Raw genomic sequence first — 18,891 nt, forward strand, 5'->3', positions numbered from 1 at the left:
CGGCCCGCAGGGCCGCCACCCGGGCAGGCGCCGCTCAGTGATCCCCGTCCCGGCGCCTGTCCCGCCGCTCCCGCATCAGGTCCCGGTGCCCGTCGTGCATCCGCCGGTGCGCGTCCCGCACGTCCTCCCGGAACGACTGCCCCAGCTCGCGCGCCGACGTCCCGCGGTCCAGCTTCTGCTGTCGGCGCTCCTCCTTGAGCTGCTGCCGCTCGGCCCGGGTGAGCTTGCGCTCCACGCCGACGCCACCCCAGAAGGCGAAGCCCGTCACGATCACACGCGGGGCGCCGGGGTCGCCCGGCACCCCCTCCTCGCGCTGGTCGAAGCCGCCCATGACGCCGATGCCGCGGACGACGACCTCGACGCCGGGCGGCACGATCACCTGCATCCCGCCCATGATCGCGATGCAGTTGATCTCGACCTCGCCGGCCGCGAAGTTCGCCTCACGCAGGTCGATCTCGCCGCCGCCCCAGAACGCGAAGCAGTTGAACCGCCTCGGCACCGTCCAGCGGCCCCTGCGCTGGAACCCCGACATGACGGCCACCGCCCACGTCGAGGTCCCCTCGCCGCCGACGATCCGTCCCGCCCAACTCCCGCTCCCGGCGGGCTCCTTGGTCATCGACACCCGAGGAGCGGGCGCGGCCCCCGCGGCGGCCGGCAGATCCCGGGTGATCGGCGTGAGTTCGCCGTAGGTACGCGCCTTGTAGGTGGCGTCCAGCCGTTCCTCGAACTCCTCCATGTCGAGGCGCCCCTCCGCGAGAGCGTCCTGCAGGATCTCGGCGACTCGTTCACGATCGGCGTCGGAGGCGCGCAGCTCCGGGGCATCCTCGGTCATACCAGCAGCCTACGAGTTCCGGGCCGCGGGCACTATGCGGTCGCCCTCTCGGACGGAGGGTCGGTGGTGTCCCCGAGGGAGTGCAGCATCTTCGCGATCACCGCCTCGATGTCCGGCTCCCGCACCGACAGGTCCACCAGCGGGTACTCCGCCGCGATCCGTGCCACCAGCGGCGCCGCCGACGCCGCCGCCGGGAACGCCAGCCACTGCCGCGGCCCGTCCACCTTCACCACCCGGGCGGGTGCCGGCGCCTCGATCGGCGGCAGCTCGCGCTCCAGGTCGACCACCAGGATCCGCTCGCTGTCCCCCACCTCGTGCAGGCCGGTGAGCGGACCGTCGTACATCAGCCGGCCGTGGTCGATGACCATCACCCGCGAGCACAGCTGCTCGATGTCCTGGAGGTCGTGCGTGGTCAGCAGCACCGTCGTGCCGTGCTCGGCGTTCAACTCCCGCAGGAACTCCCGCACCTTGCCCTTGGAGACGACGTCCAGACCGATCGTCGGCTCGTCGAGGTAGAGCACCTCCGGGTCGTGCAGCAGAGCCGCCACGATGTCGCCGCGCATCCGCTGACCTAGCGAGAGCTGCCGTACCGGCACGTCCAACAGGTCGCCGAGTTCGAGGAGTTCGACGAGACGGTCGAGGTTCTCGCGGTAGCGGGCGTCGGGAATCCGGTACATGCGGTGCATCAGCCGGTAGGAGTCGAGCAGCGGCAGGTCCCACCACAGCGTCGTACGCTGCCCGAACACCACCCCGATCCGGTGCGCCAGCCGCGTCCGCTCCCGTGACGGGTCGATGCCCGCGACCCGCAGCCGGCCGCCGCTCGGGGTCAGGATGCCGGTGAGCATCTTGATCGTCGTCGACTTCCCGGCGCCGTTCGGACCGATGTAGCCGACCATCTCACCGCGCGCCACGGTGAAGGAGATCGAGTCGACCGCGCGCACCCGCCGCAGCTCCCGTCTCATGAAGCCGGTCTTCCTGTGCACGTCGAAGACCTTCTCGACGCGGTCCAGTTCGATGAACGCACTGTCCACCGCGAACGCACCCTTCACCCGAGAACCCCTAACTTCCCGTACTCCGATAGGACCGAAGCCCCGCCCGCCACGCGAGACCGGCCAGCGCACAGCAGGCCGCCGCCACCAGCGGCGGCAGGAAGGCCGCCCACCCCGGCAGGCCCAGCGGAAGCGGCATCCCCAGCACATAGGTCGCGGGCACCCAGTTGACGAAGGCCAGCGGCAGCACGAAGGTCACCCCGCGCACCAGCTCCGTCGCGAACAGCGTCGGCGGGTACTGCAACAACGTCGTGCCGCCGTACGTGAACGCGTTCTGCACCTCCGCCGCGTCCTGCGCCACGAACTGGAAGGACGCGCCCGCCACGAACACCGCGCAGAAGATCGCGGCGCCGCTCACCAGCATCACCGGCATCAGCAGCACCTTCGCCCAGGTCCAGTCGATGTCCACGGTGGCCAGCGCGTAGCCGAGCACCAGGACGCCCTGGGTGACCCGCCCCAGCCGGCGCAGCCCGAACTGGTCGGCGGCCATCTGCGCGAGCACCGGCGCCGGACGCACCATCAGGGTGTCCAGCGTGCCGTCGCGCACCCGCCGCCCCAGCTTCTCCATCGAGCCGACGGCCAGGTCGGCGAGGCCGAACGCGGTGCTGGACAGGCCGTAGAGGAAGGCGATCTGCGGCAGCGTGTAGCCACCGAGCTCGTCCACCCGCGAGAACATCAGCAGGACGGCGACGAAGTCGAGCGCGGTCGCCACGAAGTTGCCGAACGTGGTCATGAGGAAGGAGGCGCGGTAGGCCATCGTGGAGCGGATCCACATCGCGGTGATCATGCGGTAGGCGCGCAGCCCGTCGACCACCCGGCTCGACCTGGCCCCGAGGTCCTTCTCCACCGCCCAGTCCCGGCCCGCCACCCGGCCCGTCTCAGCCACCCTGGACCACCACCCGGCGCGCCGCCACCGACTGCACCAGCCGCCCCGCCGCCAGCAGCGCCACCGCCCACCCCGCCTGGAAGGCGTACGTGGGCAGCGGGTCGGCGTGCCCCAGCAGCAGGTCGGCGGGGGCCTGGAGCAGCGACGACCACGGCAGGGCCCTCACGACCTCGCCGAGCGCACCCGGGAAGACGTTCAGCGGCAGCACCATCCCCGAGCAGAACCACCCGGTGAGCATCGCCATCTGCGTCACACCCGTGCCGTCCATCAGCCAGAACGCGGTCAGCGCCACCAGATAGCGGATCCCGAAACTCACCAGCATCCCGAGCAGCACGGCGACCAGGAACGCCGCCCACGTCGACACGTCCGTGGGCAGCGCGAGGTCGAAGACCAGCGCCCCGAACACGAAGGGCAGCACCCCGCGCCCCAGCAGCTCGAACGCCGCCCGGCCCAGGTCCGCCGCCAGCCACCACAGCTGGAGGTCGGCCGGCCGGAACAGGTCGACCGCTATGTCCCCCGTACGGATGCGCTCCATCAGCTCGCCCTCGACGCCGCCGCCCCCGCTGGCCAGCGTCTTGAACAGCGACTGGCCGATCCACACGTAGGTGACCGCCTGCGCCAGGTCGTAGCCCCCCAGATGCGGCCGCTCGTCCCACAGGGCCGTGTACGTGTAGACCAGGATCAGCCCGAAGACCGTGTTGGTGAACACCCCCGCCGCCGTGGCGGCCCGATACGTCGCGTACCTTCGGAAGCCCCCCGCCGCGACGGTCGCGTACAACCGGCCCGTACCCACGCGCACCGTCCTCAAGGCCCTGTAGACACCGAAGCGCAGGAGCCTAGTGCGCGGGCTGTGCCGCACGCCACGCGTTTTCCGGGCGAGTGCGTGCCGATTCCCGGGAACGGAACGGGTGGTGCGAGAGTCTTCAACTGGGGGCGCAGAAGGCGTACGAGGCGTACGGGAACGTAAGCAGCAGCGAAACAGGAGTCCGTGCACGACATGAGCGACGAGCCGCAGCCGCAGCAGCCGACCCAGGGCTGGGCCCCACGAGACCCCCAGGCGGCTGCCGAGCCCTCCGGGCAGGACGGCAAGAAGGCCAAGCGGCCCAAGCGCACCGGCTGGCGGCGGATCATCCCGACCTGGCGGATGGTGCTCGGCACCTTCGTCGTCGGCGTCCTGCTCCTGGCCGGCCTGTTCTTCCTCGGCTACTCCCTGGTCAAGATCCCGCCGGCCAACGCCTTCGCCACCAAACAGAGCAACGTCTACCTCTACGCCGACGGCAGCCAGCTCGCCCGCGACGGCGAGGTCAACCGCGAGAACGTCTCCCTCGCGCAGGTCTCCAAGGAAGCCCAGCACGCCGTCCTGGCCGCCGAGGACCGCGACTTCTACACCGAGTCCGCCATCGACCCCAAGGCGATGCTCCGCGCCGGGTGGAACACCGCGACCGGCAAGGGCAAGCAGTCCGGCTCGACGATCACCCAGCAGTACGTGAAGAACTACTACCTGGCCCAGGAACAGACCGTCACCCGCAAGGTGAAGGAGTTCTTCATCTCGATCAAGCTGGACCGCACCGAGTCGAAGGACCAGATCCTCGAGGGCTACCTCAACACCAGCTACTTCGGCCGCAACGCCTACGGCATCCAGTCCGCCGCCCAGGCCTACTACGGCATCGACGCCGCCGACCTGAACGCGGCCCAGGGCGCCTACCTCGCCGCTCTGGTCAACGCGCCCAGCGAGTACGACGTCGTCGCCCACCCCGGGAACAAGGCCGCCGCGCAGGCCCGCTGGAACTACGTCCTGGACGGCATGGTCACCAAGGGCTGGCTCAGCGCCTCGGAGCGCTCCGGCATGAAGTTCCCGATGCCGAAGGAGGCCACCGTCTCCACCGGGATGTCCGGGCAGCGCGGCTACATCGTCACCGCGATCAAGGACTACCTGAGCGACAACAAGATCCTCACCTCCGACCAGCTCGACGCCGGCGGCTACCGCATCACCACCACGCTGGAGAAGAGCAAGCAGGACGCCTTCGTCGACGCGGTCAACGACCAGCTGATGGACAAGCTGGACAAGAAGAACCGCAAGGTCGACACCTACGTCCGCGCGGGCGGCGCCGCCGTCGACCCCAAGACCGGCAAGGTCGTCGCCATGTACGGCGGCATCGACTACGTGAAGCAGTACACGAACAACGCCACCCGCGGTGACTTCCAGGTCGGCTCCACCTTCAAGCCGTTCGTGTTCACCTCCGCCGTCCAGAACGGCTCCACCACGCAGGACGGCCGCACGATCACCCCGAACACCATCTACGACGGCACCAACAAGCGGCCCGTCGTCGGCTGGGACGGCGGCTCCTACGACCCCGAGAACGAGGACCAGGGCAACTACGGCGACATCACCGTGCGCGAGGCCACCGACAAGTCCGTCAACTCGGTGTACGCGCAGATGGCCGTGGACGTCGGCTCCGACAAGGTCAAGGAGACCGCGATCGACCTCGGCATCCCGGCCGACACCCCTGACCTGACCGCGTCCCCGTCCATCGCGCTCGGCCCGTCCACCGCCAGCGTCCTCGACATGGCGGAGGCCTACGCGACGCTCGCCAACCACGGCAAGCACGGCACGTACACGATGATCAAGAAGATCACCAAGGACGGCGTGAGCGACGTCGATCTGCCCAAGCAGAAGACCAGGCAGGCCGTCAGCCGCCAGGCCGCCGACACCACCACCTCCGTCCTGCGGAGCGTCGTGGACAACGGCACCGCCACCGCCGCCCAGGCCGCCGGCCGCCCCGCCGCGGGCAAGACCGGTACCGCCGAGGAGGACACCGCCGCCTGGTTCGCCGGCTACACCCCCGACCTCGCCACCGTCGTCTCCGTCATGGGCCAGGACCCGGTCACGGCCGCCCACAAGTCGCTGTACGGCGCGATGGGCCTCGACCGGATCAACGGCGGCGGGGCGCCGACCGAGATCTGGGCGCAGTTCACCAAGGACGCCCTCAAGGACAAGCCGGTCACCGACTTCGACCTCGTCCTCCAGCCGGGCGCCGACGTGATCCAGGCCCCGCCGTCCGACACCCCCAGCGATCCCGGCACCGGTGACGAGAACACCGGTGGCACCACGGACGGCAGCACCGGAGACCAGGACACCGGCGGCACCACCGGGGACACCACCGACGGAGGCACCACCACCGACGGCGGCACCACCGACGGCACCACCGGAGACCAGGACACCGGCGGCACCACCGGGGACACCACCGACGGAGGCACCACCACCGATGGCGGCGCCACCGACGGCACCACCGGGGACACCACCGGCGGCGACACCGCCACGGGCGGCACCACCGGAGACACGACCGGCGGCGACACCGGAGGCACCACGGGCGGCACGACCACCGGGCCGGGCCCGCAGCTGACAACGCGAAGGCCGTAACGCCCGCCCCCCGGTCTCAGTGCCCGGAGGTCGCCTTCAGCCCCACCACGGCGACCAGCAGCAGACACACGAAGAAGATCCGGGCGGCGGTCGCCGGCTCCCCCAGCACCACCATGCCGAACACCGCCGCCCCGGCCGCCCCGATCCCGACCCACACGCCGTACGCGGTACCGATGGGCAGGGACCTCGCGGCGTACGACAGCAGCAGCATGCTGGCGACGATGCCCGCCCCGGTGAACAGGCTGGGGACCAGCCGGGTGAAACCGTCGGTGTACTTCATGCCGACCGACCAGCCGACCTCGAGCAGACCGGCGACGACGAGCAGAACCCAGGCCATGGGAGAACCTCCGAGAGACGGGCGGACTGGCGTACGTGCGTCGTCTTTGCCTGTCCCGGTACGGCGCGTCTCGTCGGGGTCCTTCGAATGTAGCAAGAAACGGCGACGGGGGCCGGTGACGATCGTCACCGGCCCCCGTCGCACCGTTGATTCAGAGGTACAGCCCGGTCGAGTCCTCGGCTCCCTCGAACCGGTCCGCGGCCACGGCGTGCAGATCACGCTCACGCATCAGCACGTAGGCGACGCCCCGCACCTCCACCTCGGCCCGGTCCTCCGGGTCGTACAGCACCCGGTCACCGATCTCCACGGTGCGCACGTTCTGCCCCACCGCGACGACCTCCGCCCAGGCCAGCCGCCGGCCGACCGCCGCGGTGGCCGGAATCAGGATCCCGCCACCGGAACGCCGCTCGCCCTCGCTGGTGTCCTGCCGCACGAGTACCCGGTCGTGCAGCATCCGGATGGGCAGCTTGTCGTGCCGGCTGCTGTGCTCGTTTCTGTTGGCGCTCACGCCTCTGAACCTACCTGCCTTTACCAGCCACGGACTCCGCCGGGTCAGCCCTTGCGCCGCCGGGTGCCCAGGGCCAGCAGCCCCACGACACCCACCACGACGAGGGCCACGGGCACGACCCGCTCCAGCCGGGGCGCGCCCTCCTCGTCGACGAACTGCGCCTTCACATCGCTCACGGCCCGGTTGACCCCTACATAGGCACGGCCGAGCGTGTGGTCGATGTTGGAGACGACCTTGGCCTTGGCATCGCCCACGATCGTCTTGGGGTGCACCCGCACCCCGATCTCGTCGAGCGTCTCGGCGAGCATCTCGCGGCGGCGCTTGATGTCCGCCTCGATCTGCGCCGGGGTTCTCGTGTCCGACGTGTCCGCCACCGTGGGGCCTCCGAAGTCAGCTGATACCTGTTGCTGCCTGTTGCGGACAGTCTGTCAGCTCTGTGCGCCGCCGCACTGTCAGGACCCCCCGTTACGCTAGACCGATGAGCGAGCGACTCCAGCCCGGGGACGTGGCCCCCGCCTTCACCCTCCCCGACGCAGACGGCACCGACGTGTCCCTGGCCGACCACAAGGGACGCAAGGTCATCGTCTACTTCTACCCGGCGGCCCTGACCCCCGGCTGCACCAAGCAGGCGTGCGACTTCACCGACAACCTGGAGCTGCTGGCCGGCGCCGGGTACGACGTGATCGGCATCTCCCCCGACAAGCCGGAGAAACTCGCGAAGTTCCGCGAGAAGGAGTCCCTGAAGATCACCCTCCTCGCCGACCCCGAGAAGACCGTCACCGAGTCCTACGGCGCCTTCGGCGAGAAGAAGAACTACGGCAAGACGTACATGGGCGTCATCCGCTCCACGATCGTCGTGGACGAGGAGGGCAAGGTCGAGCGCGCCCTCTACAACGTCCGGGCGACCGGACACGTCGCGAAGATCATCAAGGACCTGGGCATCTGAACGACACCCACACGTCGGGAGCCAGGTCGGGCCGGTCCGGCACCGGCCTGCGCTCCTCCCGCCAGCCGTCCCCGGCGAGTTCACCGGCGACCCGCCGCCAGAACCGGACGGCACCGGCGTTGGCGTCCTGAAAGGCCACCGCCCACTCCCCCGGATGCCGCGCCACCACCTCCCGCACGGCCCGCAGCCCGACCCCGGCCCTGCGCGCTCCGCGCACGACGAAGAAGCTGTTGAGCACACGCACGGGCGCGTCGAGCCCCCGCACGAAAGCGAACCCGACGGGAGACCCGCCGACGCTGAACAGGTACGCCGCCCAGCCGGGGTCCCCCGAGAAGGCAGCCTCCAGCCGCTCCTTCCGGAACGTCCCGTCGGCGTAGGGCAGTTGCCCGCCGAACTCGGACAGGTCATGCCGGAACAGGAGCCAGAGGCGTTCGACGGTGGGATGGTCGGCGGGGACTACTGGTCGGACGATCAGTTCTGAGGCCATGAAAAAAGCCTCCTGGGCCGGACGGGGGTCCGGGCCCGGGAGGCCTGACGTGTGATCAGCAGTATATCGGTTCCGGCCTGGCCGGCACCGCCCGGTAGCATGGCCGGGCAGTGTCAGGCGGCCGTGGTGGAACTGGCAGTCACGCTGGGTTTAGGTCCCAGTGGGGTAACTCCCGTGAGGGTTCGAGTCCCTCCGGCCGCACCAGTACGTCAGCCGAGCAGCTCCCGCACCACCGGCACCAGCGCCCGGAACGCCTTGCCGCGGTGGCTGATCGCGTTCTTCTCCTGCGCCGTCAGTTCGGCGCACGTCCGGGTGTCGTTCTCCGGCTGGAGGATCGGGTCGTAGCCGAAGCCGTTCGTGCCGGCCGGGGTGTGCCGGAGTACGCCCCGCAGCCGGCCCTCCACCACCCGTTCCGTGCCGTCCGGCAGGGCGAGCGCCGCCGCGCAGGCGAAGTGGGCGCCCCGGTGTTCGTCGGCGATGTCCGAGAGCTGGGCGAGCAGCAGGTCGAGGTTGGCCTTGTCGTCGCCGTGGCGGCCTGCCCAGCGGGCGGAGAAGATGCCGGGGGCGCCGTTCAGGACGTCCACGCAGAGGCCGGAGTCGTCGGCCACGGCGGGCAGGCCGGTGGCCTGGGCGAGGGCGTGGGCCTTGAGCAGGGCGTTCTCGGCGAAGGTGACGCCTGTTTCCTTGACGTCGGGGATGTCGGGGTAGGCCTCCGCGCCGACGAGGTCGTGGGGCAGGCCTGCGTCGGCGAGGATCGCCCTGAGCTCGGTGATCTTTCCGGCGTTGCGGGTGGCGAGGATCAAGCGGGTCATGGGGTCCAGTATCCCGGCCTCGCCCCCGGCCCGGTTACGGCGTGCAGACCTTCGTCAGTTCGCCCGCCGCGTCCGTGATCCCGCTCACGTCAGGGGTGGTGTCGCCGTTCGCGACGTCGTCACGGACGTTGCCGACGGCCTGGTCCAGCTGGTCGACGGCCTTGTTGACGTCGGCGTTGTCGGTCTTGTCGCCGATGTCGGTGAGGTTCTTGTCGATGGCGTCGAGGGACTCCTCGAGCTGCGTCGGGTCGTTCGACGCGTTCTCCACGGCCTGCTGGAGGTTGGTGACGCTGTCGGCGATGGCGTCGGCGGTCTGGACGCAGTCCAGTGCCTTGTTGACGGCGTCGCAGCCGGTGGTGAGACCGGTCGTCAGCGCGACAGCGGCCACCGCGGCGACGATGGCGATTCGGCGACCTGGGCGGCGTCGGCTCGCGGCCATGGATCTGTTCCCTCCCGTTGGCAGGGCCTCGATGGCCCTCGTACTGGCCGGGCGCACGGTGGTGTTCCGTGCGCCCGTACCCGTAGTGACGCGAAGGCGGTCGGCGCGGTTGCCCGCGACGGCCGGCCTTCTTGGTGCGCCCTTTACTTTTCGAGGACCGTATCAAGGGCCTTGCGCTGCAGGGCCGCCAGGTCGGTGCAGCCGGCGACCGCGAGGTCGAGGAGGGCGTTGAGCTCGTCGCGGGCGAAGGGCTCGGCCTCGGCGGTGCCCTGGACCTCGACGAAGCGGCCGTCGCCGGTGCAGACGACGTTCATGTCGGTCTCGGCGCGGACGTCCTCCTCGTAGCAGAGGTCCAGGAGCGGGACCGAGCCGACGATGCCGACCGAGACCGCGCTGACCGTCCCGGTCAGGGGCTGGCGGCCGGCCTTGATCAGCTTGCGGCCCTGGGCCCAGGAGATCGCGTCGGCCAGAGCGACGTAGGCGCCGGTGATGGCCGCCGTGCGCGTGCCGCCGTCGGCCTGGAGGACGTCGCAGTCCAGGACGATGGTGTTCTCGCCGAGTGCCTTGTAGTCGATGACCGCGCGCAGGGAGCGGCCGATGAGACGGCTGATCTCGTGGGTGCGGCCGCCGATCTTGCCGCGCACGGACTCGCGGTCTCCGCGGGTGTTGGTGGCGCGGGGCAGCATGGAGTACTCGGCGGTGACCCAGCCCTCGCCGCTGCCCTTGCGCCAGCGCGGGACGCCTTCGGTGACGGAGGCGGTGCAGAAGACCTTCGTGTCGCCGAAGGAGACGAGGACGGAGCCCTCGGCGTGCTTGCTCCAGCCGCGTTCGATGGTGACCGGGCGGAGTTGTTCGGGGGTGCGGCCGTCGATTCGAGACATGGCGCTGAGCCTAGTCGCACATGGGGAAGGGGCCCCTCCCGCGGTGGGAAAGGCCCCTGAAGAGTGAGTGGGGCCGTGTGGGGCCCGCGGACTCACATCAGGTCTTCGATCTCCGCGGCGATCGGGTCGGCGTCGGTGCCGATGACGACCTGGATGGCGGTGCCCATCTTGACGACGCCGTGGGCTCCGGCGGCCTTCAGGGCGGCCTCGTCGACCTTGCTCGCGTCGACGACCTCGGTCCGCAGGCGGGTGATGCAGCCCTCGACCTCTTCGATGTTGTCGATGCCGCCGAGCCCGGCAACGATCTTCTCAGCCTTGCTGGCCATGTTCCTTCTCCCTGATCCGAACCGCTTTGTCGCAGTAACCCACAGTTGGCCCATCTTCGCGAGCGATCGTGCCGGAGGTACCGAAAGATGACCTGGCAGCAACGAAATCGTCCGTAGCTGGTCTACACCACCTGACAGGCGGTCGCCAAACCATGAGTGCCGAGAGTGCCGACACGGGGGTCAGTCCCGCGCGCGCCCGCTGGAACAGCGTGTTCCAGGCGTTGCAGAAGATGGGCCGCAGTCTCCAACTGCCCATCGCCGTGCTGCCGGCGGCCGGCATCCTCAACCGGCTCGGCCAGCCCGACGTGTTCGGGGCCGACGGACTCGGCTGGACGAACGTCTCCAAGGTGATGGCGGGGGCGGGCGGCGCGCTGCTGGACAGTCAGCTGGGGCTGCCCCTGTTGTTCTGCATCGGTGTGGCGATCGGCATGGCGAAGAAGGCCGACGGTTCGACAGCTCTCGCGGCGGTGACGGGATTTCTCGTCTACTACACCGTGCTGCTCCAGTTCCCGGAGGACTGCCCCGAGGGCACGAAGACCCTGACCGGCATCGGCTGCCAGGTGACGGCCGACGGATCGGTGTCGGAGTTCACCTTCCAGAACCCGGGTGTCTTCGGCGGCATCATCATGGGTCTGATGTCGGCGTACTTCTGGCAGCGCTTCCACCGCACCAAGCTGGTGGACTGGCTCGGCTTCTTCAACGGCCGCCGGCTGGTGCCGATCATCATGGCGTTCGTGGCGATCGCGTTCGCGTCGGTGTGCCTGTGGGTCTGGCCGCCGATCGGTGACGCGCTGGAGAGCTTCAGTGACTGGCTGACCGACCTGGGCGCGTGGGGCTCCGGTGTCTTCGGTATCGCGAACCGGGCGTTGCTGGTGATCGGTCTGCACCAGTTCCTGAACGTGCCCATCTGGTTCCAGTTCGGCAGTTACACCAAGCCGGACGGCACGGTGGTGCACGGCGACATCAACATGTTCCTGGCGGGCGACCCGAACGCGGGCCAGTTCACCTCGGGCTTCTTCCCGATCATGATGTTCGCGCTGCCGGCCGCGGCGCTCGCCATCACGCACTGCGCGAAGCCGAGCCGCCGCAAGGAGGTCGGCGGTCTGATGCTCTCCGTCGCGCTGACCTCGCTCGTCACGGGCATCACAGAGCCGATCGAGTACTCGTTCCTGTTCATCGCGCCGCTGCTGTACGCGGTGCACGCGGTCCTGACGGGTGTGTCGATGGCGGTGACGTGGGGGCTCGGGGTGCACGACGGCTTCAGCTTCTCGGCGGGGCTGATCGACTACGTCATCAACTGGAACCTGGCGACGAAACCGTGGCTGATCATTCCGATCGGCCTGTGTTTCGCGGCCGTCTACTACGTGATCTTCCGTTTCGCGATCACGCGGTTCGACCTCAAGACGCCGGGCAGGGAGCCCGAGGAGGAGGTCGAGGACGTCACCAAGGGGTAGGTCCGCACCCGGCCGGAACAGGTAGCCCAAAGTAGCCTTCCCGTCACGGGAACCGCGGGTTCCTTATGCGCCCTTCATCGTGCTAGAACATGGTCTACACCACTGAGTGGTGTAGACCACCACCCGATGGAGGAAGTATGAGCTCCGCCACCGCAACGGCGGCCCCCGCGAAGAAGCGGGGTTCCGGACTGTTCCAGGGCCTGCAGAAGGTCGGCCGCAGCCTCCAGCTCCCGATCGCCGTACTGCCGGCGGCGGGGCTGCTGCTGCGCTTCGGCCAGCCCGACGTGTTCGGCAAGGACGGCCTCGGCTGGGACAAGGTCGCGGCCGTGTTCGCCACCGCCGGTGGCGCGATCTTCGACAACCTGCCGATGCTGTTCTGCATCGGTGTCGCGATCGGCTTCGCCAAGAAGTCGGACGGCTCGACGGCGCTGGCCGCCCTGGTCGGTTTCCTGGTCTACAGCAACGTCCTGAAGGCCTTCCCGGTCACCGAGGCCAAGGTCCAGGCCGGCGCGGACATAGCCGCGACCTACAACAACCCCGGTGTCCTCGGCGGCATCCTGATGGGTCTGCTGTCCGCCGTGCTGTGGCAGCGCTTCCACCGCACCAGGCTGGTGGACTGGCTCGGCTTCTTCAACGGCCGCCGGCTGGTGCCGATCATCATGGCCTTCGTCGGCACCCTGATGGGCGTCTTCTTCGGCCTGGTCTGGGAGCCGATCGGTGAGGTCATCGCCGACTTCGGCGAGTGGATGACCGGTCTCGGCGCCGTCGGTGCGGGCCTGTTCGGCCTGATCAACCGCGCGCTGATCCCCATCGGCATGCACCAGTTCGTCAACACCGTGTCCTGGTTCCAGCTCGGCGACTTCAAGGACGCGGCGGGCGAGATCGTCCACGGTGACCTGAACCGCTTCTTCGCCGGTGACCCGACGGCCGGTCAGTTCATGTCCGGCTTCTTCCCGATCATGATGTTCGGTCTGCCGGCCGCCGCGATCGCGATCGCCCACGCCGCTCGTCCCGAGCGCCGCAAGGCCGTGATGGGCATGATGGTCTCGCTCGCGCTGACCTCGTTCATCACCGGTGTGACCGAGCCGATCGAGTTCTCGTTCATGTTCATCGCCCCGGTGCTGTACGCGATCCACGCGGTCCTCACCGCCGTCTCCATGGCCGTCACCTGGGCGCTCGGCGTCCACGCGGGCTTCACCTTCTCCGCGGGTGCCATCGACTACGGGCTGAACTGGACCCTGGCCACCAAGCCATGGCTGATCATCCCGATCGGTCTGGTCTTCGCGGCGATCTACTACACCCTCTTCCGCTTCGCGATCACCAAGTTCGACCTCCCCACCCCGGGCCGCGAGCCCGAGGAGGAGGTCGAGGACCTCACCAAGGCGTGAGGCCCCCCCACACAGGCCGTACGGCATGACGAAGGCCCCGGAACCGGGAAGGTTCCGGGGCCTTCGTGCACGCTCCGGCGTCAGATCTCGTACGACACGCTCGGCGTCGCCAGCTCCACCGGACCGTCGTACACCGCGCGCGCGTCGGCCAGGTTGACCTGGGGATCGGTCCACGGGGGGATGTGGGTGAGGACCAGGCGGCGGGCTCCTGCCCGGGTCGCCGTCTCGCCCGCCTCGCGGCCGTTGAGGTGCAGGTCGGGGATGTTCTCCTTGCCGTGCGTGAAGGCGGCCTCGCACAGGAACAGGTCGGTGTCGCGGGCGAGTTCGTCCAGGGCCGGGCTGAGGCCGGTGTCGCCGGAGTACGTCAGCGACTTCCCGGCGTGCTCGACGCGGATGCCGTACGCCTCCACCGGGTGCGCCACGCGGTCGGTGTGGACCGTGAACGGGCCGAGCTCGAAGGTGGACGGCTTGACCGTGTGGAAGTCGAAGACCTCGCTCATGGAGGAGGCGGTGGGGGTGTCCGCGTAGGCGGTGGTCAGCCGGTGTTCCGTGCCCTCGGGCCCGTAGACGGGGATCGGGTCGCAGCGGCCGCCGTCGTGGCGGTAGTAGCGCGCGACGAAGTACGCACACATGTCGATGCAGTGGTCGGCGTGCAGATGGCTGAGGAAGATCGCGTCGAGGTCGTAGAGACCGCAGTGGCGCTGCAGCTCGCCAAGGGCACCGTTGCCCATGTCGAGAAGCAGCCGGAAGCCGTCGGCCTCGACGAGGTAGCTCGAGCAGGCCGATTCCGCGGACGGGAACGACCCCGAGCAGCCGACGACGGTGAGCTTCATAAAGCAGAAACCTCCGCGGGCGGGAAACTTTTCTGGGAAGGAAACGGGGGTCGTGCGGTTTGTCGAGCGTAAGGCGCAAAACTCCCGGTCGCTCCTCCACCAGGGGCTGTTGTGGGCGAACTCACCTGCGCTGTCACCGGTTCGGCTGGACCGAAGGCGTGCGGGGCGCGAGGAAGGGCGCGCAGCCGGGATCGCACGCCGGTAACGTCATGCCCATGGATACGTCCTGGTGGCTCGCGCTCGTGGCGCTGGTGCTGCTCGCGTTGGTCGCCACGCTCGTCGACGGCTGGGGACGCGGCCGGCGTCCCGCGGGACGGCGGACCCGGCCGCCGGGGCGCCCGACGGGGCCGCGCGGACGCGGCGCGGCGCGGCCGCGGCCCGCGGAGATCTGGTGGGCGAACGTGCCCTTCGAAGACGGCCCGGGAGGCAAGGACCGGCCCTGTCTGGTGCTGGTGGTGCACGGGAACCGGGCGACCGTCGCGAAGATCACCAGCAAGTACCACGACGAGCGGGCCGGGGTGATCCCGCTGCCGCCGGGTGCCGTCGGCGATGCCCGTGGCCGGGCGAGTTTCCTGGAGACGGACGAGCTGCGTGAAGTGCCGGTGCGGGACTTCCGGCGGCAGGTGGGGGTGGTGGACCCGGTCCTGTGGGACCAGGTCCGCCACCTGGCCGACTAGGGGGTGCGGACACCTCCTGGCGCGTCGGCCGCGGGTTTCGTCACGCCCAGAGCTGGCCCTGCAGGGTCTCGATCGCTTCCTCCGTCGTGGCCGCCGTGTAGACGCCCGTCGAGAGGTACTTCCAGCCGCCGTCCGCGACGACGAACACGATGTCCGCGCTCTCGCCGGCCTTGAGCGCCTTGTTGCCGACGCCGATCGCGGCGTGCAGGGCGGCGCCGGTGGAGACGCCCGCGAAGATGCCCTCCTGCTGGAGGAGCTCGCGGGTGCGGGTGACCGCGTCCGCCGAGCCGACGGAGAAGCGGGTGGTCAGGACGGACGCGTCGTACAGCTCCGGTACGAAGCCCTCGTCGAGGTTGCGCAGGCCGTAGACCAGGTCGTCGTAGCGGGGCTCGGCGGCGACGATCTTCACGTCCGGCTTGTTCTCGCGGAGGTAGCGGCCGACGCCCATCAGGGTGCCGGTGGTGCCCAGGCCCGCGACGAAGTGGGTGACGGATGGCAGGTCGGCGAGGATCTCCGGGCCGGTGGTGGCGTAGTGGGCGCCGGCGTTGTCCGGGTTGCCGTACTGGTAGAGCATCACCCAGTCGGGATGCTCCACGGCGAGCTCCTTGGCGACCCGGACGGCGGTGTTGGAGCCGCCGGCGGCGGGCGAGGAGATGATCTCGGCTCCCCACATGCCGAGCAGGTCACGGCGTTCCTGCGAGGTGTTCTCGGGCATCACGCACACCATGCGGTAGCCCTTGAGCTTGGCCGCCATGGCGAGGGAGATGCCGGTGTTGCCGGAGGTGGGTTCGAGGATCGTGCAGCCCGGGGTCAGCCGGCCGTCCTTCTCCGCCTGCTCGATCATGTGCAGGGCGGGACGGTCCTTGACCGAGCCGGTCGGGTTGCGGTCCTCCAGCTTCGCCCAGATACGGACGTCGGCGGACGGCGAGAGCCGCGGCAGGCGCACCAGAGGGGTGTTGCCCACCGCGGCCAGCGGGGAGTCGTAACGCATCGGTGGCCGGGGCCTCAGACCATGCCGCCGGCGACGGCCGGCAGGATCGTCACGTTGTCGCCGTCGGCGAGCTTGGTGTTGATGCCGTCGAGGAAGCGGACGTCCTCGTCGTTCAGGTAGACGTTGACGAAGCGACGCAGCTCGCCGCCGTCCACGATGCGGGCCTGGATTCCCGCGTGCCGGGTCTCGAGGTCGGTGAAGAGCTCGGCAAGGGTGTCCCCGGTGCCCTCCACGGCCTTCTGGCCGTCGGTGTACTGGCGGAGGATGGTCGGGATGCGGACCTCGATGGCCATGGTTGCGGGCTCCTGTCGGAAGTGGTCAGGTCGGTGGGCGCGCGGCAGCGCAGCTGGGGCGGGTATTGCAGGGTGAGGCGCCGCGGCCCTCGGCCGTACGGCGGCAGGGCAGCGTCAACAGATGGCGCTGGCGAGCCTGCACAGGTCGACGTGCAGCCGCGCCACGAGCAGCATGCCCGGCGTCTTCTCGCTCACGTCGTGGGAAACCATGGGCTCATCGTATCGATTCCCGCTCGGGGGTCCGGGGTGTGATCTCGCATTCCGGACACATTCCAACCGAACAGTGAGATCAGTACGACTCCACCACCGTGACCTCCTCCTCCGTGACCTCGCCCTCCACGATCCGGAAGGAGCGGAACTGGAAGTCGCCGGCCCCGTCGGTGTCCGCCGTCGAGACCAGGACGTAGTGCGCGCCGGGCTCGTTGGCGTAGGAGATGTCGGTGCGGGACGGGTAGGCCTCGGTCGCCGTGTGGGAGTGGTAGATCACCACCGGCTCCTCGTCGCGGTCGTCCATCTCGCGGTAGAGCTTGAGCAGATCCTGCGAGTCGAACTCGTAGAACGTGGGCGAGCGGGCGGCGTTCAGCATCGGGACGAAGCGCTCGGGGCGGCCCGCGCCCTCCGGGCCCGCGACCACGCCGCACGCCTCGTCGGGGTGGTCCTCGCGCGCGTGGGCGACGATCTGGTCGTACAGGGCCTGGGTGATGGTCAGCATGCTGGTCAGGATAAGCAAAGGGGCCGCCTGTACCGAGGGATGGTACGGGCGGCCCACATGCCGGACGTCCTGAGCGGCTGCCGCAGGGAGCGCCACGAGTGCTCCCTGCGGCCGGACGTCCTGGATCGTGCGGCCGGGACGGGTCCTAGCCGACCTTCTCGAACCGCTCGTCTCCGCGGGCGGCGACCTCGGGGTTGCGGCTCTTGAGGATCGCCCAGCCGATGCCCAGGGCCGCGGCCCAGACGGCCATCACGTACAGGCAGACGCGGGAGTCGGCGTCGTACGCGATCAGGCCGGTGACGAAGAGCAGGAAGACGATGGCGACGTAGCTGCACTTCGAGCCGCCCGGCGCCGGGAAGGACGAGGCGGGCAGCCGGCCGGCCTCGACCGCGCGGCGGTACAGGACGTGGCTGACCAGGATCATCAGCCAGGTCCAGATGCCGGCCGCGGTGGCGACCGAGGTGACGTAGCCGAAGGCCTTCTCCGGGACGACGTAGTTGAGGACCACGCCGATGCCCATGAAGAGCACGGAGACGAAGATGCCGAAGGCGGGCGTCTTGGTCGACGACAGCTTGCTGAACGCCTTGGGGGCCTCGCCGCTGTCGGCCAGGTTCCGCAGCATGCGGCCCGTGGAGTACATGCCCGAGTTGCAGGAGGACAGGGCCGCGGTCAGCACGACGAAGTTGACGATGGCCGCGCCCGCCGGGATGCCGATCTTCGCGAAGGCCGCGACGAAGGGGCTGACACCGGGCGCGAACTCGGTCCACTTGACCACGCACAGGATGACGGTGAGGGCACCGACGTAGAACAGCGCGATCCGCCAGGGCAGGGTGTTGATCGCCTTGGGGAGGGTCTTCTCCGGGTCCTCGGACTCGCCCGCCGTGACACCGACCAGCTCGACGGCGAGGTAGGCGAACATGACGCCCTGCAGGGTCATCAGGGACGAGCCGACGCCCTTGGGGAAGAAGCCGTCGAAGGCCCAGAGGTTGGAGACGGCCGCCGTGTCGCCGGCACTGCTGAAGCCGAACGTGAGCACGCCCAGGCCGATCACGATCATGCCGATCAGGGCGGTGACCTTGACCATCGAGAACCAGAACTCCAGCTCACCGAAGAGCTTCACGGAGATCAGGTTCACCCCGAAGAGGATCACCAGGAAGACCAGTGCGGTCACCCACTGGGGGACTTCCGGGAACCAGTAGTTGACGTAGATGGCGGCGGCCGTGAGCTCGGCCATGCCGGTCACCACCCACATCAGCCAGTACGTCCAGCCGGTGAAGTAGCCGAAGAACGGACCGAGGAACTCGCGGGAGTACTCCGCGAAGGAGCCCGAGACCGGGCGGTAGAGCAGGAGCTCACCGAGCGCCCGCATGATGAAGAAGATGATCACGCCCGCGAGGGCGTACATGAAGATCAGGCTGGGTCCGGCCTTGGCGATGTTCGCCCCGGCGCCCAGGAACAGGCCGACGCCGATGGCGCCGCCGATCGCGATCATCTGGACCTGACGACTGCCGAGCCCGCGCTCGTACCCCTCTTCGGAGGTCTTCTCCTCGACCTGCGGTGAGGTCATGTGTAGTGCGCCTTTCTCCATTCCGACCCGGGCCTCTCGTCGGCCTCGGATC

At 69.4% G+C, this 18,891-nt stretch carries 23 protein-coding genes, 1 tRNA gene and 1 riboswitch; of the genes, 6 read left to right on the forward strand and 18 right to left on the reverse strand.

The annotated features are described in order from the left end of the window. Positions 1-34 precede the first annotated feature (34 nt). From AQJ84_RS33635 to AQJ84_RS33650, 4 genes are read right to left on the reverse strand one after another with little or no spacing between them, the layout of a single operon-like run. Complete coding sequence (locus AQJ84_RS33635) at positions 35-832, reverse strand: DUF1707 SHOCT-like domain-containing protein (RefSeq protein WP_030042540.1); 798 nt, start codon at positions 830-832, stop codon at positions 35-37. A 32-nt stretch (positions 833-864) separates the two neighbouring features. Then, positions 865-1,863: an ABC transporter ATP-binding protein gene (locus AQJ84_RS33640; RefSeq protein WP_037803666.1), complete on the reverse strand. Its 999-nt coding sequence runs from the start codon at positions 1,861-1,863 to the stop codon at positions 865-867. A 28-nt stretch (positions 1,864-1,891) separates the two neighbouring features. Next, the gene (locus AQJ84_RS33645; protein WP_225889226.1) at positions 1,892-2,749 is read right to left on the reverse strand and encodes an ABC transporter permease; all 858 of its coding nucleotides are present in this window, start codon (positions 2,747-2,749) and stop codon (positions 1,892-1,894) included. A 10-nt stretch (positions 2,750-2,759) separates the two neighbouring features. Continuing rightward, a complete protein-coding gene (locus AQJ84_RS33650) occupies positions 2,760-3,560 on the reverse strand; it encodes an ABC transporter permease (protein WP_030042543.1) in 801 nt (266 codons plus the stop codon). Positions 3,561-3,764: 204 nt separating this feature from the next. On the opposite strand from AQJ84_RS33650, the gene AQJ84_RS33655 reads away from it, so the two are divergent. Then, complete coding sequence (locus AQJ84_RS33655; RefSeq protein WP_030042544.1) at positions 3,765-6,188, forward strand: transglycosylase domain-containing protein; 2,424 nt, start codon at positions 3,765-3,767, stop codon at positions 6,186-6,188. A 16-nt stretch (positions 6,189-6,204) separates the two neighbouring features. Here the strand turns inward: AQJ84_RS33655 and sugE are convergent, their stop codons facing one another. The 3 genes from sugE to AQJ84_RS33670 form a co-directional block, all read right to left on the reverse strand. Further along, a complete protein-coding gene (gene sugE, locus AQJ84_RS33660) occupies positions 6,205-6,525 on the reverse strand; it encodes a quaternary ammonium compound efflux SMR transporter SugE (RefSeq protein WP_030042545.1) in 321 nt (106 codons plus the stop codon). A gap of 34 nt (positions 6,526-6,559) precedes the next feature. Further along, positions 6,560-6,628: riboswitch (guanidine-III (ykkC-III) riboswitch) on the reverse strand. Positions 6,629-6,676: 48 nt separating this feature from the next. Continuing rightward, the gene (locus tag AQJ84_RS33665) at positions 6,677-7,033 is read right to left on the reverse strand and encodes a GroES family chaperonin (RefSeq protein ID WP_030042546.1); all 357 of its coding nucleotides are present in this window, start codon (positions 7,031-7,033) and stop codon (positions 6,677-6,679) included. Between the two features lie 44 nt (positions 7,034-7,077). Beyond that, the gene (locus AQJ84_RS33670) at positions 7,078-7,407 is read right to left on the reverse strand and encodes a DUF3618 domain-containing protein (protein WP_030042547.1); all 330 of its coding nucleotides are present in this window, start codon (positions 7,405-7,407) and stop codon (positions 7,078-7,080) included. A 104-nt stretch (positions 7,408-7,511) separates the two neighbouring features. On the opposite strand from AQJ84_RS33670, the gene bcp reads away from it, so the two are divergent. Then, on the forward strand, positions 7,512-7,979 hold the full coding sequence (gene bcp, locus AQJ84_RS33675; RefSeq protein WP_030042548.1) for a thioredoxin-dependent thiol peroxidase: 468 nt from the start codon (positions 7,512-7,514) through the stop codon (positions 7,977-7,979). Here the strand turns inward: bcp and AQJ84_RS33680 are convergent. After that, positions 7,960-8,466 (reverse strand): GNAT family N-acetyltransferase, encoded by a 507-nt coding sequence (locus tag AQJ84_RS33680; RefSeq protein ID WP_030042549.1) that lies wholly within the window; start codon positions 8,464-8,466, stop codon positions 7,960-7,962. The two genes, bcp and AQJ84_RS33680, sit on opposite strands and share 20 nt — an antisense overlap. Positions 8,467-8,583: 117 nt before the next feature. Here AQJ84_RS33680 and AQJ84_RS33685 point away from each other — a divergent pair. Then, positions 8,584-8,670: transfer RNA gene (locus tag AQJ84_RS33685), tRNA-Leu, on the forward strand. A 5-nt stretch (positions 8,671-8,675) separates the two neighbouring features. On the opposite strand, the gene rdgB is transcribed toward AQJ84_RS33685, so the two are convergent. From rdgB to AQJ84_RS33705, 4 genes are all read right to left on the reverse strand, one after another. After that, on the reverse strand, positions 8,676-9,278 hold the full coding sequence (gene rdgB, locus AQJ84_RS33690; protein WP_030042550.1) for an RdgB/HAM1 family non-canonical purine NTP pyrophosphatase: 603 nt from the start codon (positions 9,276-9,278) through the stop codon (positions 8,676-8,678). A gap of 34 nt (positions 9,279-9,312) precedes the next feature. After that, complete coding sequence (locus AQJ84_RS33695; protein WP_030042551.1) at positions 9,313-9,717, reverse strand: hypothetical protein; 405 nt, start codon at positions 9,715-9,717, stop codon at positions 9,313-9,315. A 143-nt stretch (positions 9,718-9,860) separates the two neighbouring features. Further along, on the reverse strand, positions 9,861-10,598 hold the full coding sequence (gene rph / locus AQJ84_RS33700) for a ribonuclease PH (protein WP_030042552.1): 738 nt from the start codon (positions 10,596-10,598) through the stop codon (positions 9,861-9,863). Between the two features lie 92 nt (positions 10,599-10,690). Further along, positions 10,691-10,924, reverse strand: a complete 234-nt coding sequence (locus AQJ84_RS33705) for a glucose PTS transporter subunit EIIB (RefSeq protein WP_030042553.1) — start codon at positions 10,922-10,924, stop codon at positions 10,691-10,693. 152 nt (positions 10,925-11,076) lie between these two features. Here AQJ84_RS33705 and AQJ84_RS33710 point away from each other — a divergent pair, with 152 nt between their 5' ends. Both AQJ84_RS33710 and AQJ84_RS33715 read left to right on the forward strand, forming a co-directional pair. After that, positions 11,077-12,378: a PTS transporter subunit EIIC gene (locus AQJ84_RS33710; protein WP_030042554.1), complete on the forward strand. Its 1,302-nt coding sequence runs from the start codon at positions 11,077-11,079 to the stop codon at positions 12,376-12,378. 137 nt (positions 12,379-12,515) lie between these two features. Then, positions 12,516-13,766 carry a PTS transporter subunit EIIC gene (locus tag AQJ84_RS33715; RefSeq protein ID WP_030042555.1) on the forward strand — a complete coding sequence of 417 codons (1,251 nt, stop codon included), beginning with the start codon at positions 12,516-12,518 and terminating at the stop codon, positions 13,764-13,766. 80 nt (positions 13,767-13,846) lie between these two features. On the opposite strand, the gene AQJ84_RS33720 is transcribed toward AQJ84_RS33715, so the two are convergent. After that, entirely contained in the window at positions 13,847-14,599 is a 753-nt protein-coding gene (locus tag AQJ84_RS33720; RefSeq protein WP_030042556.1) for an MBL fold metallo-hydrolase, read from the reverse strand. A 215-nt stretch (positions 14,600-14,814) separates the two neighbouring features. Between AQJ84_RS33720 and AQJ84_RS33725 the strand changes: the two genes are divergently transcribed. Beyond that, positions 14,815-15,276 carry a type II toxin-antitoxin system PemK/MazF family toxin gene (locus tag AQJ84_RS33725; RefSeq protein ID WP_030042557.1) on the forward strand — a complete coding sequence of 154 codons (462 nt, stop codon included), beginning with the start codon at positions 14,815-14,817 and terminating at the stop codon, positions 15,274-15,276. 40 nt (positions 15,277-15,316) lie between these two features. Here the strand turns inward: AQJ84_RS33725 and AQJ84_RS33730 are convergent, their stop codons facing one another. The 5 genes from AQJ84_RS33730 to AQJ84_RS33745 all read right to left on the reverse strand — a co-directional run bounded on the left by AQJ84_RS33730 (position 15,317) and on the right by AQJ84_RS33745 (position 18,839). Further along, complete coding sequence (locus AQJ84_RS33730) at positions 15,317-16,267, reverse strand: PLP-dependent cysteine synthase family protein (protein WP_030042558.1); 951 nt, start codon at positions 16,265-16,267, stop codon at positions 15,317-15,319. Between the two features lie 14 nt (positions 16,268-16,281). Continuing rightward, complete coding sequence (locus AQJ84_RS33735; RefSeq protein ID WP_030042559.1) at positions 16,282-16,560, reverse strand: MoaD/ThiS family protein; 279 nt, start codon at positions 16,558-16,560, stop codon at positions 16,282-16,284. A gap of 114 nt (positions 16,561-16,674) precedes the next feature. After that, positions 16,675-16,770 (reverse strand): putative leader peptide, encoded by a 96-nt coding sequence (locus AQJ84_RS45015; RefSeq protein ID WP_019759525.1) that lies wholly within the window; start codon positions 16,768-16,770, stop codon positions 16,675-16,677. 79 nt (positions 16,771-16,849) lie between these two features. Then, entirely contained in the window at positions 16,850-17,272 is a 423-nt protein-coding gene (locus AQJ84_RS33740) for a Mov34/MPN/PAD-1 family protein (protein ID WP_030042560.1), read from the reverse strand. 145 nt (positions 17,273-17,417) lie between these two features. Next, the gene (locus AQJ84_RS33745; RefSeq protein ID WP_030042561.1) at positions 17,418-18,839 is read right to left on the reverse strand and encodes an amino acid permease; all 1,422 of its coding nucleotides are present in this window, start codon (positions 18,837-18,839) and stop codon (positions 17,418-17,420) included. Positions 18,840-18,891: the final 52 nt, after the last annotated feature.

This window comes from Streptomyces resistomycificus, assembly GCF_001514265.1.
Lineage (GTDB): Bacteria > Actinomycetota > Actinomycetes > Streptomycetales > Streptomycetaceae > Streptomyces > Streptomyces resistomycificus.